This window comes from Vibrio ostreicida (assembly GCF_013074385.2).
Lineage (GTDB): Bacteria > Pseudomonadota > Gammaproteobacteria > Enterobacterales > Vibrionaceae > Vibrio > Vibrio ostreicida.
In genome coordinates, this window is the sequence record NZ_JABEYA020000001.1 from 85,716 (window position 1) to 99,230 (window position 13,515).

General features: G+C 44.7%; 12 protein-coding genes. 6 read left to right on the forward strand and 6 right to left on the reverse strand.

What is annotated here, in order from left to right; translation table 11 throughout:
• Window positions 1-53 precede the first annotated feature (53 nt).
• Together HLM86_RS00350 and HLM86_RS00355 are read left to right on the forward strand one after the other, a co-directional pair.
• Window positions 54-953 carry a LysR substrate-binding domain-containing protein gene (locus HLM86_RS00350; RefSeq protein ID WP_076585770.1) on the forward strand — a complete coding sequence of 300 codons (900 nt, stop codon included), beginning with the start codon at window positions 54-56 and terminating at the stop codon, window positions 951-953.
• A 90-nt stretch (window positions 954-1,043) separates the two neighbouring features.
• A complete protein-coding gene (locus HLM86_RS00355; protein ID WP_076585768.1) occupies window positions 1,044-2,021 on the forward strand; it encodes an ion channel in 978 nt (325 codons plus the stop codon).
• Window positions 2,022-2,060: 39 nt separating this feature from the next.
• On the opposite strand, the gene HLM86_RS00360 is transcribed toward HLM86_RS00355, so the two are convergent.
• Genes HLM86_RS00360 through HLM86_RS00375 form a run of 4 tightly spaced genes read right to left on the reverse strand, consistent with a single transcriptional unit; the run spans window position 2,061 to window position 4,134 of the window.
• Complete coding sequence (locus HLM86_RS00360) at window positions 2,061-2,333, reverse strand: 2Fe-2S iron-sulfur cluster-binding protein (RefSeq protein WP_076585766.1); 273 nt, start codon at window positions 2,331-2,333, stop codon at window positions 2,061-2,063.
• A complete protein-coding gene (locus HLM86_RS00365; protein ID WP_170882202.1) occupies window positions 2,326-3,003 on the reverse strand; it encodes an iron-containing redox enzyme family protein in 678 nt (225 codons plus the stop codon). The genes HLM86_RS00360 and HLM86_RS00365 overlap by 8 nt, the downstream gene beginning before the upstream one ends.
• A gap of 11 nt (window positions 3,004-3,014) precedes the next feature.
• Window positions 3,015-3,407: a nuclear transport factor 2 family protein gene (locus HLM86_RS00370; protein ID WP_170882201.1), complete on the reverse strand. Its 393-nt coding sequence runs from the start codon at window positions 3,405-3,407 to the stop codon at window positions 3,015-3,017.
• Window positions 3,408-3,411: 4 nt separating this feature from the next.
• Window positions 3,412-4,134, reverse strand: a complete 723-nt coding sequence (locus HLM86_RS00375; RefSeq protein WP_170882200.1) for a hypothetical protein — start codon at window positions 4,132-4,134, stop codon at window positions 3,412-3,414.
• 632 nt (window positions 4,135-4,766) lie between these two features.
• Between HLM86_RS00375 and HLM86_RS00380 the strand changes: the two genes are divergently transcribed.
• Window positions 4,767-5,741 (forward strand): chemotaxis protein, encoded by a 975-nt coding sequence (locus HLM86_RS00380; protein WP_076585758.1) that lies wholly within the window; start codon window positions 4,767-4,769, stop codon window positions 5,739-5,741.
• On the opposite strand, the gene HLM86_RS00385 is transcribed toward HLM86_RS00380, so the two are convergent.
• Window positions 5,728-6,498 (reverse strand): 1-acylglycerol-3-phosphate O-acyltransferase, encoded by a 771-nt coding sequence (locus tag HLM86_RS00385; RefSeq protein ID WP_076585756.1) that lies wholly within the window; start codon window positions 6,496-6,498, stop codon window positions 5,728-5,730. The two genes, HLM86_RS00380 and HLM86_RS00385, sit on opposite strands and share 14 nt — an antisense overlap.
• A 772-nt stretch (window positions 6,499-7,270) precedes the next feature.
• On the opposite strand from HLM86_RS00385, the gene HLM86_RS00390 reads away from it, so the two are divergent.
• The 3 genes from HLM86_RS00390 (at window position 7,271) to HLM86_RS00400 (ending at window position 11,665) form a co-directional block, all read left to right on the forward strand.
• Entirely contained in the window at window positions 7,271-9,613 is a 2,343-nt protein-coding gene (locus HLM86_RS00390; RefSeq protein ID WP_170882199.1) for a S8 family serine peptidase, read from the forward strand.
• A gap of 9 nt (window positions 9,614-9,622) precedes the next feature.
• The gene (locus HLM86_RS00395; protein ID WP_076585754.1) at window positions 9,623-9,967 is read left to right on the forward strand and encodes an ATPase; all 345 of its coding nucleotides are present in this window, start codon (window positions 9,623-9,625) and stop codon (window positions 9,965-9,967) included.
• A gap of 240 nt (window positions 9,968-10,207) precedes the next feature.
• Complete coding sequence (locus tag HLM86_RS00400; protein ID WP_076585752.1) at window positions 10,208-11,665, forward strand: BCCT family transporter; 1,458 nt, start codon at window positions 10,208-10,210, stop codon at window positions 11,663-11,665.
• Between the two features lie 151 nt (window positions 11,666-11,816).
• On the opposite strand, the gene HLM86_RS00405 is transcribed toward HLM86_RS00400, so the two are convergent.
• Window positions 11,817-13,457 carry an alanine/glycine:cation symporter family protein gene (locus tag HLM86_RS00405; protein WP_076585750.1) on the reverse strand — a complete coding sequence of 547 codons (1,641 nt, stop codon included), beginning with the start codon at window positions 13,455-13,457 and terminating at the stop codon, window positions 11,817-11,819.
• Window positions 13,458-13,515 lie beyond the last annotated feature (58 nt).

Sequence of the window (13,515 nt, forward strand, 5' to 3'; positions counted from 1 at the left end):
TACATTTACTATGCATAAAAATTAACACTACCCTTTAAAATTATTAAACGCTCATGAAATCTGTGTTTCTAAATGGCATTAATTTGGTGTGTCTTGTCTCGAAACACCAAAGCCTTACCAGTGCCGCCCGACAACTCAACCTTACAACGGGTGCCGTCAGCCAGCAGTTGCAGGCAATCGAGCAACGGCTGGGTTTTTGTGTTTTTGAGCGTCATGCGAGAGGTATCCGCCTGACGGTGCGAGGACGAGTATTGATTGACGCGGTGATGCCGCATTTGGAGGCGATTGAAGAGCATGTCGTTCAGCTGATGCAAGTGATCGACACGAAGCAAATCCGTTTAAAGTTGACCCCATCGTTAGCATTCAAGTGGTTGGTGCCCAGACTAGAAAATTTCCAAAAACGTTACCCACAAATCCAGATCCATACCTTTGCAGAAGGGGCGTTAGTGGATAGTGATATTCACGACTATGATCTGGCGATTGATTATGGCCCTTTGCCTTATCAGCGCAATGATGCTGAGTTGTTAATGGAAGAATCACTGCTTCCCGTAATGAGTCCAGACTATTTCAATCATTGCTCTCATTTAACCGCTGGTGCATCAGACCATCATTGGCAACAAGTCACTTTATTACACGACGCAATGCCATGGCTAGGGGCGGCCAAAGATGGTGAGTGGCGTTACTGGGCGTCTGCTCACCAGCTTCATTTTGATACGCAACAAGGCCATTTTTTTAACCGGACAGACATGGCGATGTCGGCGGCTGAAGCGGGAGTTGGTGTCGCGCTGGCAAGAGTCGCTCTGCTTGGTGATGCGCTCAAACAGAAAAAGCTGGTGGCCCCCTTTCCTCCTATTGCCGCCAATGCGGGGTACTTTCTTATCACTCAGCGTGATAATTCTGATACACGACGGTTTAAGCATTGGTTAAAACAACAGATTATTGACGATCATTAGGTAAATTAATCTGGCGAGCGCAGGGCTTCACACTACACTTAGGTGTGTGCCGTAACTCTTGAATTTACTGGTGTATTTGGGGCAGCGTATATGGAATCAACGCAAAATCAATGCCGCTATCAAAACCCTGATGGTTGGTGTTGCGATCAGCAGTGTGGGGAATCTGGATTATGTTATTGGCACGATCCAGACGTCGATAAAAGCAAAGACGATATAAAAGATAAATTGGAACAGTGGGCTGCAGAAGGAAAGCCGCTCGATGGATTTCAATTAGCAAAAACGCATTTGGCGGATATCAACCTCGTCAATCGTGGATCCAAACAAGGGTATTCCTGTCGAAATGCAGACTTTTACCGTGCCGATTTGTCGGACGCACATTTTTTTGGCCTTGACCTGAGCGGTTCTTCACTGATGAAATCGAGGATGATGGGCGCCAATTTGCATTGTGCTAATCTTGATGGCTGCAACTTGCTTGGGGCGGATCTAGGCCGAGCGAAACTGGAAAATGTTGAATGGGGTCGTCGCTTAAAGCAAGAAGTCGAGGCGAAGCAAGCGCGCAAAAAGCGGCAATATCAGCAATCCAGAGCGCTTTATCAGGAAGCTGAAGAGGTGTGTAGAAATATTCGTAAACAAAGTGAAAAGCAAGGGTTGTTTGAAATGGCGGGGGATTTTTTCAAGCGCGAAATGCGTTTCCGGCGTTATCAGCTACCTAGATTAAGTTTAAAGCGCATGGTTTCAAAAGTGGTCGATCTCTTTTGTGGCTATGGGGAAGATCCCATGAGAGTGGTGTTGTTTTCTATCTTCCTGATTTTGGTGTGTGCGTTAGCCTACTTTTTTCTTGATACTGCGGGAGCACACCCCATCTATGAGGACCTGAGCGGCTGGCAGTTTTATCTGTTTGAATTTTTAAATTCGCTCTACTTTAGTGTCGTGACCTTTACCACACTTGGTTATGGTGATATATCACCGATAGGTTTTGCTCGTTTTATCGCCGCCTTTGAGGCCTTTCTCGGCAGTTTTACGATGGCACTTTTTGTGGTGGTGTTTGTGAAAAAAATGACGCGCTAGAAACGGCAATAGTCCGATTAAAGGTCAAGGAGAGTGGGTTTATCTTTTACGCACGATGCTGACATCTGAAGTTGGGTAACTGCAGCAGGGCAAAATATAACCCTGTTCAATATCTTGATCAGAAATGCCACCCTTGGCACACATGCTGATAGCACCGCCCAGTTTTTTTATTTTGCATATACCGCAACATCCAATGCCACATCCTCTCGGAAGAAGATAACCTTCTTGCTCAAGTGTGGCGAGAAGCGAGGTGTTTTCATTGGCATTTTGTGAAACCACCTCGCCATCAATGGTGATGGTAAACTTAGTCATTTGGTGTCATTTGTTTTTCTAAATATTGGTGAGCTACCCCTTCGAGAATTTTTCCGGTCAGGTATAAGGTGGTTCTCGCAACTTGCTTGACACTTTCACGTTCCTCATCACTCGATACCCAATCCAAAATAGCATTCTCTACATCCAAAGCATGTTGCACATCAATGTCGGCATGAGCGATAAAAAAAGTCATTTGATTATCGCTCAGGCCGAGGTTTGTTTTGCATACCTCCAAAAGGGGTTTCAATTGCTCATAGCTGTCTTCGGCCCAGAAACTGTACCCCAATCTGGCTATGGTGCCTTGTTTCATCGCGACACTATCCAGATAGCCACTCAAGGCTTCGGTGGCTGGTAGGGGAGGTGAAAGTAAAACCGTTTCCTCAACGCCAATCGATTTGAGGTCGTGCACGACCATATTTTCATGGCCTAACTCTTCAATGGCATGTTTAAGTGCAAAATGAATCAGGCCAACTTTTTTGTTGTCTTCTTGAAAAACAGCACTGGCCTGATTGATGGCGTTGTACTTGGTGTAATGATAAATCTGGATCAACGTCAATATGTAGAGTTCGGGGTCTTTCATTTCCATCGCAAGTTTAAAGAAGGTGCCGTTTTTTATTTCATCCCATTCCTTATTACATAACGCCTTGAGTTCTAATATAAAGTCAGACATGTTTTTCCCTTTTATAGCTTAAAGATACGTTTGATTAAGAACATAAATACTGACATCGCACTCAAACCTTCGACAGAGTCCCAGTGTTCCTTGATTTTATTTTGACTAATTTCATAGATATCGATGGCTTTATATTCAAGCTTCATCCCTAGAAATTGCGTCCAGTGTTTGGCGTAAACAAAAACATAGTTATCGTTTGCATGTATTTTTTCGATTGAGGCAGAGCCTTTGGGAAACTTGTGGTTATAGTGTTGAAAATAATCGATAAACCCTTGTCTACCGTTATCCACAAAATTGCTGTTGTTGATGTAGCCTTCATCCATATACTGTTCACAGTTTGAAAGGTTTCTGTTGATGAAAACATCGGTGTAAAAATCGGTGACTAACGTGATGTTGTTTTCCATGTCATTAGATACTCTGCTGATTGTCTATTCTCTGAGAGATAAAATCGATAACCTCTTGCGGATTGGTGATCTCAAGTTTGAGTCGTTTGATGATGTCATCAATGATATTGACCTTGAATAAATGGTAGGTTTGCGCCCTTTCCTCGATGAAAAAATCGATATTCTCATTACTAAAATTGATATTCTTACGCTTCATTCGGGGTTTGGTGTAAGTAATGGCACGTTGGATCCCCATTGGAATAAGGATCGAAGTTGAAGAGATCACGGCCAGACAATGCGCGACCATTCGACTGCTTAATCCGTGGACGTTGTCGACAATAAGTCTTGAATATTCGATGTAATTATCCTTGAAATCCTCGCCGAGAAATGAAGTGAGCTTTGGCTCTTCAATGTAGTGACAGACTTCAAATGGAAACATGCGTATTCTTTGGCTTGCGACCATTTTTCCATTAAAAAAGAAGGCAAAAATATAGGCATCGAAATCGTCTTTTTCTAATAGCAGGTTGTCTTGATAGCAAGAAATAATCGATTCATTTTTCTGCGAATAGACCTTACCTCTGAGTGCGGATAATTGGTTTAATTCCTCTTCAGAGGAGATCAGTTTTACCGCAACGTCTTTTTCTACAAACTGGTTTTTGACCATATAGCTTAACTGGTGGCATTTCTGTTCGATGCGCTTAAACCCATTATCTTTTTTGACGGTGCTGACATTCGATTCGATAACCATGGCTATTGACCCTTATAACTTTATGCGAAACTGATTGCATAATTAGGCTAGTTTGCTTCAGTGATAAGTCAAATAAGGTGTGTCATTATTGTTATTAATCCGGCAACGGAAAGAAAAATGATATGAAATTTATATAATAATCATTGGTTTGACGTCACCGTCTGCGAATAAATAACGCTTACCTTGAGACTCAGCGCTACCGTAAAGTGGCTGTTCAATCGCACAAACATCGATGTTTGTCTCAATAATTGAGTCGCGTCGCCGATACATTGCTGACCAACGTCAGAGTCTTCAGTTGGAAGTTGTCGAGAATAGTTTCGATAAGACAGGCATTTAATCGTCCGAACTCGACGTTAATCTTGCAATTTGTTGTGCAATTTATCAACGGTGAAGGAAAGTTCACAATTCGGGGTTATACTAGGTAAGGACAAGCATCTTATATTGAACTTGGTTTTTATTATCAGGGTGTTTAATTTTTTTGGCATATTTATTGTTAAATGAGATAGTTTTACATTCGCTTAGGTTATAAACTAAAACCTGAATACCTCGAGGCGACAGATGATAGGTCGCTACGCAATACGGAATCCGGTTTGCGTAAATGTCATTGATACCGGGAATGAGTAAAATCGAATATGAGCGCTTCAAGCAGTACAATTCTTACAGAAAGTGGTACCAACGAACTTGAAATCATTGAGTTCCATCTCGTTAAGAAGATGCCAGACGGTTCTAAGAAAACCTGTTATTACGGTATCAATGTCGCCAAGGTGCGTGAAGTGATTCAGGTGCCTGAAACGACCGATTATCCGAACGCGCAGCCACATATGATAGGGGTGTTTTCATCTCGAGATGTGTTGACACCCTTGGTTGATCTTGCTGGATGGTTGGGTGTGCCGACCAGTCAGGAAATCGATAAAAAATTTGTGATTGTGACCGATTTCAACCGAATGACAAACGGCTTTCTCATCGATAGTATCAGTCGTATTCACCGTATTTCTTGGAACGATGTTGAATCGCCGAGTCAGTTCCTTGAGGCGGGTGAGCAAGATTGTGTCGTTGCTGTGGTCCGTAAAGATAGCAATCTGATCATGATTCTGGATTTCGAAAAAATCATTGCTGACATCAATCCGGAACTGAGTATGGGTAAATACGATGTGACGGCGGATAAGAGTGTTGATTTGAATCAGAAAATGATTGCAAAACGGAACTCTAAGACGGTGATGGTGGTGGATGATTCGGCCTTTATTCGCAGCATGATTCAAGATACCTTAAGTTCAGCGGGTTTTAATATCATCGCCTGTAAAGACGGTGGTGAAGCGCACGAGAAGTTGGTAGAAATTGCTGAGGTGGCGAAGAAAGACGGGATAGAGGTAACGGATATGGTCAATGCGGTGGTGACTGATGTTGAAATGCCACGTATGGACGGCCTGCACTTGGTCAAACGTCTTCGCGAAGCTGATGCCTATAAAAATCTGCCGATCGTCATGTTCTCATCGCTAATGAGTGAAGACAACCGCGCCAAAGCTCTGGCATTGGGTGCGAATGACACCATTACTAAACCAGAGATTGGACGCATGGTTACTCTAATGGATCAGTTTATCTTTGCTTAAGATGTTGTTCCTCGTTTAGCGGTGAACAGGTTTGAGCTTCGAGCTGGGCGACTTGATTGTCCAGCTCTTTTATTTTTTCCGCCATCAAGGTATGGCATAGAGCCGCTAATTTGCGTGCTTCTTCAATTTTATAGCCAGAGACATCAATAGGCTCCAACATTTCGGTGATCACGATACCATTGTGACGGCGGTTTAAATCTATTTTGTTATGGATGGTACTGACACACATTGGAGTAATTGGCACGCCAGCTTCGATGGCCATTCGAAAAGCCCCCGTTTTAAAAGGCAATAAACCACGTCCATTGCTGCGTGTTCCCTCTGGATAAACCCAAATTGATAAATCCCGTTTCTTAATCGCTTCGGCAACTTGTTTGATGGTTCCCCGTGCCTGCGATTTGTTCTCTCGATTAATCATGATGTTGCCAGTAATCCAGTAAAGTTGGCCAAAGAATGGGATCCAAAGCAAGTCCTTTTTACCTAATGTCACCGTACGTGGGCGCAGCATTCCGGGAGAAGTCACAAAGTCATAGACGTTTTGGTGATTAGAAATATAGACACTGTTGCTGGAGGTTGGCGCATTTTCCAGACCTCGCTGAATTAAGTTCAAACCAACAAGCTTGTGTAATTGGTGAAACCAACGACAGAAAAAATACACATGTTTTGGGTCCCTTGGGCTAAAAAGACAGCACACCAGAGCCGATAGAGTAGTCACGACAATAAATACCGCAGCCAAAATCAGACGAATAATACCAAGCACAGCAGGTTCTCCTTCTTAGATGAGTCGTCTACTCAACCCATACTAGCCATTCAATGGCTCGGAGTTTTAACTCTATTTACATAAAATGCAACCGTTTTCTAGACACCTCTCCATAGGGCTAGCTTTTTATAACCCCTTCGGGGTATTGGGGGGTGGCTGAATCTTCACATCAATGAAATGAGGTTCTGGTCACCGCCATCTTGAATTTCTGGTGAGGGAGATACTGTCTCGGGCAGATCAGGTGACGATTTTGTGGATATGGTGTGCGTTATATAAATGTATCGAGAATGCTGGTTTTTTACTCCCTTGCGGTTAAATATTGGCCAGCAGAATATCTTGCTATTATATTGAGGTTTAACACTGTTATTGTTGGTTATTTATATTGATTTCGCTTATTACTCTCTGGAATTTTTATTCATTTTCATATTTGTGTCTAACTTAAATATTTATAATTACCAGTGGTTTAAGTTATGAAGTCAGATGCATTATTCCAATTTTTGATTGTTTGGGGTAGAATATTTACTCAGTATTTGTGATTTAACATTCAAATTATACTATTAACTGTTTGCTTTTTAAGGGCTTTTATTGTCAGTTTAATGTTAACTTTCCATGTTGTTTAATAGATTACATGCCAGTTTGTGAAGGTTTTATTTTATAAAAATTTGGGTATTTAATAATCACCCCTTATAGCTGTGAGTCTCATTGGCCGTTCAGGAACGTGACTGTTAATGGGAAAATAATGAATAAAATGGCTCAAAAAGGAATAGAGCATATGCACAACATCATAAATAAAACCAAAGGGATATTTGCCCTTTCATCAATAGCAGTGGCCATGATCAATGTGACATCTGTTCACGCGACATCGGCAATGGCGATCAACGAGGCTGATCTCCCAACCAAGTATATCGTCAAATTTAAACCGCAGACCCCAGCCCCTTTTTCAATGTCCCGTTCTTTGGTCTCTCCGGTTAAAACCAGCGAAGCGGTTCTCGATCAGGTTAAAGCTCGCAACGTTGAAAAACTCGACAATCAATCGCTTTACAGTGTCGAAGTGGATAGCGAAAAGCTGAGCACATTGCGCGCAAGCAGTCAGGTTGAGTACGTAGAAATCGATCCCCCTCGGTATTTACTCAGTGAAACAACGCCCTGGGGATTTAATACGGTCAACGCTCAGGTATTAAGTGACGCGAATGCGGGCAATCGTACTGTGTGTATCATCGATTCTGGTTACGATATCAGTCACAATGACTTAAGTGGTAACCGTGTTAGTGGCACCAACGACAGCGGGACCGGATCATGGAGCGCTCCGGGAAATAATAACGCTCATGGTACCCATGTTGCGGGGACGATTGCAGCCATCGCCAATAGCCAAGGCGTTAAAGGTGTAATGCCCAATCAAAACGTTAATCTGCATATCGTCAAGGTGTTTAATGAGTCAGGCTGGGGATATTCTTCCAGTTTGGTTAAAGCTATTCAAACTTGTGCTGATAATGGGGCAAATGTGGTCAACATGAGTCTAGGGGGCAGCCAGTCGAGCAGAACCGAACAAAATGCGCTTCAGTCACTGTATGATCAAGGTGTTCTCCTGATTGCGGCTGCCGGGAATGATGGTAACACCGCCCACAGTTATCCAGCGTCTTACGATGCGGTAATGTCGGTGGCGGCGGTGGATAACAACAACCAACATGCTGCTTTTTCGCAAGCGACATCTCAGGTCGATATTGCTGCACCAGGGGTAGCGGTGTTGTCGACAGTGACGGTAGGGGAAGGGATTCTTTCTGATATAACGGTTAATGGCGCCAGCAGCTTTGAGCGTGGTGTGGTACCACACAACCGCAAGGTGCTGGAGTTAGGCGATTACATCTCTGCTCCTATTGCTGGGGCGGTGAGTGCGCCGATTGCGACCTGTGATATTTCCTCGGGCAGTTACAATTGTGGTGATATGGCGAATAAGATCTGTTTGACTGAGCGTCTTGAAAATCAGGCTACGGGGTTTCGTCCTGAAATCAACGCGGTAAAAGCGTGTTACAACGCAGGTGCCAAAGCCGCGATTGTCTACAGCAATCAGTCACTTCAAGGTCTACAAAGTCCGTTTGTACTTGATGACAACGACCGCTACCATATGGTTTCTGTGTCGATTGACCGAGATTTTGGATTAGAGTTGGCAGACAAAGCGGGCCAAACTGTGACGGTCTCAACCACAAAAGGCAAAGATTACCAGTATTACAATGGGACATCGATGGCAACACCGCATGTCACTGGCGTCGCAGGTTTGGTATGGAGCTATCACCCTAACTGCAGCGCTCAACAGATCCGTAAAGCTTTGGTTGCCACTGCGACGGATATCGATGTCGCAGGCCGTGATAATCGCACAGGTCACGGCATGATCAATGCTGAGGCAGCAAAAAGCTACTTGGATGCAGGCTGCAATGGTAATGTGAATCCTGTTTTGGATAATGGTGTGGCGAAAACGTCTCTGTTTGGAGACAGTAAATCAAGCATGATCTATACATTTGATGTGCCTGCCGAGGCGACGCAAGCCAGTTTTACTCTAAGTGGTGGAAATGGTGATGCAGATTTGTATGTGCGTCTCAATGGCGAACCAAGCGAGAGCATCAATGATTGTCATTCTGAAACATCAACCAACAACGAAAGTTGTACGGTTAATGTGACCTCTTCAGGCACCTATCAGGTATTGGTCTTCGGTTTTACGGCCTACAGTGGCGCTTCTCTTGTTGCAACACATAACGGGGCGAACAGTGGTGAAATGCCGACGACTTATACCAGTACAGAAAAGGTTGCGATTCCGGATAACCAGCCGACGGGGGCAATCAGCGAGTTGGCGGTGATCCGTTCTGGTGATGCAGGAATGGTCAATGTTACTCTTAATATCAATCATACCTACATAGGGGACTTACTTGTCACTTTGACATCCCCATCGGGTGAAAATTTTGTGCTCCATGGCAATACAGGCGGCACCGAAGATAACATCAACCAAACTTATCAAGCCGATTTTACGGGGGTGGAGTCCAAAGGAACATGGACACTCAGCGCTGTCGATAGTGGCTTTAGGGACTCAGGTAGCCTTACAGGTTGGGCCCTCGCATTTAAGTAAGGAGTCATTATGAAGAAGCGAACGCGACTAGGATTCTATTGTGCCGGAGGTATCAGCCTACTGATCACCTTAATCCCCTTGAGCAGCTGGGCAGACAACCCTGGATTTCCCCCTGTGGATAACCGGCCTGAACAAGCGGCTGAGCAAACAAGGTTTTTTGTTAAGTATCATCAGGGTACAGAGCAACAGGTGCGGGACCTTCTTCGATCCCATGATATTGATGTTGTTGAACAGCTCAGCGCGCAAAGCGTGCTGGTCATATCAGCCAAAAAAGAGAGCATCGAAAAGATCAGTACGGATAAGCGCGTCGATTATGTTGAACCAGAGCCCATTCGGCGTCTGTACTCTCAGTAGATTTTTCTATTGTTCCATGAACATCACGCTCGATTCGGGCGTGATTTTTTTGTATATCAGGTGCTTGAGATAAGTGTCATAAAGCGTTTTGTTAAAAATAGTATTGCTCATGTCATTGCCAAACCGCCGAGGTGACTGTGACTGGTTACTCATTCTTTTGTGAAAAGTCGGTGCCATCATAGACAGCTACTCGTCGCATAGGCACTCTGAAACGAAACGTTCTGATTTACCGTACATTTCATGAAAAAAACGACGCATTTACCCTCCCGACTGTACATGTTTGTTGCTGCGGCGATCGCAGTCTGGGTGACCTTGCTTCCTCAATTCAGTGTTTATCAGATTGCAGGTCTGACTCACTGGGTCATCACCCAATTTGATGATCAGGTGATTGTATTTTCGACATTGGTGTTTTTAATCTGTGTGGGCTTAAGCTTATCTCCACTGGGCAAAGTCCGTTTGGGAAATGAGGCCCCTGAGTTTGGTTTTATTTCTTGGGTGGCGATGCTGTTTACCACAGGTATGGGATCTGGCCTGATATTTTGGGGGGTGGCCGAGCCCGTTTTTCATCTGGCTTATCTGCCACCAGTGACGCAAATAAATGACGAAAAAGACACCGCGCTTGCGCTGACTTATTTTCATTGGGGCGTCCATGCTTGGAGCCTTTACGCCCTTGCCGGCTTGCTAATGGGCTGGCTAGCCTACGTTAAACAAAAGCCGATGCGAGTGAGTGCCACTTTTTCTGCGCGTCATTCCACTTGGCTGGGTGTGGTCGATTTAATCGCGGTGCTGGCTATTTTATTTGGTATTGCAGGTGTACTGGCGAATACGATGGCACTGGTAGAACAAGGCATTAAAAGCTTGACGGGGACCCGCGCTGATCTGACTAACCTAAGAATTGGCTTAACACTGGTGATGGGAGCGTTATTTACCTTGTCCAGCACACTGGGACTGGAGAAAGGGATTAAACGCTTAAGTCATTTTAATATTGCTCTGATGCTCGCCTTGCTGAGTTTTGTTTTGGTCAATGTTAATCTCACTGGTGTGGTAGAACGCCTGTTTAGCTCAGTTCAGTCCTATGCCTTATTACTCCCTGAGTTGTCGTTGTCCGCTCTGCAAGGAGGAGAAAAATGGAGTCAGGATTGGACAGTCATCTACCTAATTTGGTGGATTGCTTGGGCGCCTTTCGTTGGCCCCTTTATCGCCAGAATTAGCCGTGGCCGCAGCGTACGCCAGTTCTTGCTGTGTACGGTGATGATCCCAACGATGGCATCCATCATTTGGTTTTCTTCTTTTGCTGGTGCGGTGTTTGAAAGCCATTACCTTGATGATGTAATGAGGGCGGTTAAACAAGACTACACCCAAGGCCTGTTTCAATTTTTTAAATACCTACCTTTTACTGAGATCTTATCGGCCACAGCCTTGCTGTTGTTACTCACTTTTGTTATTTCGAGTTCGGATTCGGCCATCTATGCCGCTGGTATGTTGACGGGAGATGAGCGTACTAGCAGCAAAATTAGTTGGTCGGCAATTGTGGTGACAATGGGAGTGGCGTTAGTCGTGATTAACGATGTTGACCTGAATAAGCAGGTAGCCATTGCTGGGGCAATTCCTTTTACTCTAGTGATGCTGTGCCAGCTTTTGGTTGTCGTGTCCGACAAAATCGTGGCCTTATTTAAAGGGAGTCGTGCGGCTCATTAACATATCTAGCGGGTGTGACCTTCTCCTTAGCGTACCCTATGTACCGAGTTGTTGCCTTGGTTTTACTCATATTCCTTTTAATCTGGCCTTTGGGCTTGGCGAGCAAAAAGTGACCATCTCAGAAGCGGATGGTCACTGAATTAAACGTTACTTATCGTTGCTCTGCACGACATTCTGGGCAATGAGTCAGGCGAGTCCAAATCTTGCGATGGCGAGGGAAAACGTGTTGGCAGTCTTGCTGAGTTCGATAATTGGTAATTTCACCGTTATCTATCCGGCGCAAATAACTTGTTACTTCTCGCTTGACTAAAGGAGCGTAAAAATACAGACCAAGGACATTGGGTACCGCAATCAAAAATACCAGAGCATCCGAGAACTGTAAGACAGCATCAAGATGAATCATACTACCCAAAGCGGCGAAACTGCAGAACATCAGCTTAAATAGTGACTTTGTGGAGGGTTTCTCACCGAACAAGTATGTCCAGCCCTTTAACCCATAATATGACCACGCGATGGTGGTCGAAAATGCAAACAATAGGGCTGCAATTGCCAGTGGGTAAGGCGCCCAAGTGATGTGATGAGCAAAGACTGCTGAGGTCAACTCTATCCCTACTAAGTCACCGTTAATTAACCCAGTTGGGTAAGCGGTAGCGATCACGACGAGCGCACTCAAACTGCAAATAAAGACAGTATCAATCAGTGGTTCAAATAAGGAAACCAATCCCTCAGAGGCGGGCTCATCAGTTTGTACGGCAGAATGTGCAATCGACGAGGACCCTATACCAGCCTCATTGGAAAAGACGGCTCTCTGGAATCCGACAATAAGCGCACCGACTGCTCCGCCACTCGCACTTTCAAGGCTAAATGCACTTGAGAAAATTAAGGCAAATGCAGCAGGTAAGTGGTCGACACTCATGGTCAAGATCACGCAGGCAGAAACAACATATAGTAAAGCCATGATGGGCACTAATTTGGCGGTCACTTTCGCAATTGCGCTAATGCCGCCCAGAATCACCATCCCGACGAGTCCAGCCATCATGAGGCCGAACAGCCATCCTTTGTCTGAAAAAAAACTTTCAGTGCCTCCGGTGACAGCCAGCAGTTGTGCATAAGCCTGATTAGACTGAAACATATTGCCAATCCCTAGGCAGCCAACCACCAGAGCGAGTGCATAAAAGCCGCCAAGGCATTTACCCAACTTCGGATAGTGACGAGATTTGAGATAGTGCTCAAGGTAGTACATTGGACCACCAGAAATGCTGCCATCCGGGTTAACTTTCCGATACTTGACACCGAGTGTGCATTCGACAAGTTTAGTCGACATACTAAGAAAGCCAGCCACGACCAGCCAGAAGGTTGCTCCCGGGCCACCAAGGCTAATAGCGACCGCCACTCCACCGATATTGCCGATCCCAACGGTACCGGAAATGGCGGTAGCAACAGCCTGAAAATGGGAAATTTCACCCGTCGCATTTGGGTTGGTATAGTCTCCACGGATCAGGCGGAATGCCGTGGGTAGCCCCCTGAGATTGATAAAACTCAGATACAGGGTAAAAAATACCGCTGCAAGGCTAAGCCACATAACAATGATTGGGACGGGGTACCCCAAAAGGTTGATTTTATAAAACACGAACGATGAGAGCTGTTCGGCAATGGGGGCAATGGTGGTATTTACGATTTGGTCAAAATGGAGGGAGGGCTCAGAACTGTTGGCAAAAGAGGGGAAAGAAAAAATAATCAGGAAAAGCCAAAGTAAAAACCGAGTATGGTGATTGGGTGGGTGTACTTGCATGATTCAAATCCTACCAATTTGAGAAACGTAAGATTTCATCATATTGAAAAGGTCGGAT

Coding starts and splice junctions, on each gene's coding strand:
- HLM86_RS00350 (WP_076585770.1), top strand. CDS start 54: ATGAAATCTGTGTTTCTAAATGGCATTAATTTGGTGTGTCTTGTCTCG.
- HLM86_RS00355 (WP_076585768.1), top strand. CDS start 1,044: ATGGAATCAACGCAAAATCAATGCCGCTATCAAAACCCTGATGGTTGG.
- HLM86_RS00360 (WP_076585766.1), bottom strand. CDS start 2,333: ATGACTAAGTTTACCATCACCATTGATGGCGAGGTGGTTTCACAAAAT.
- HLM86_RS00365 (WP_170882202.1), bottom strand. CDS start 3,003: ATGTCTGACTTTATATTAGAACTCAAGGCGTTATGTAATAAGGAATGG.
- HLM86_RS00370 (WP_170882201.1), bottom strand. CDS start 3,407: ATGGAAAACAACATCACGTTAGTCACCGATTTTTACACCGATGTTTTC.
- HLM86_RS00375 (WP_170882200.1), bottom strand. CDS start 4,134: ATGGTTATCGAATCGAATGTCAGCACCGTCAAAAAAGATAATGGGTTT.
- HLM86_RS00380 (WP_076585758.1), top strand. CDS start 4,767: ATGAGCGCTTCAAGCAGTACAATTCTTACAGAAAGTGGTACCAACGAA.
- HLM86_RS00390 (WP_170882199.1), top strand. CDS start 7,271: ATGCACAACATCATAAATAAAACCAAAGGGATATTTGCCCTTTCATCA.
- HLM86_RS00395 (WP_076585754.1), top strand. CDS start 9,623: ATGAAGAAGCGAACGCGACTAGGATTCTATTGTGCCGGAGGTATCAGC.
- HLM86_RS00400 (WP_076585752.1), top strand. CDS start 10,208: ATGAAAAAAACGACGCATTTACCCTCCCGACTGTACATGTTTGTTGCT.
- HLM86_RS00405 (WP_076585750.1), bottom strand. CDS start 13,457: ATGCAAGTACACCCACCCAATCACCATACTCGGTTTTTACTTTGGCTT.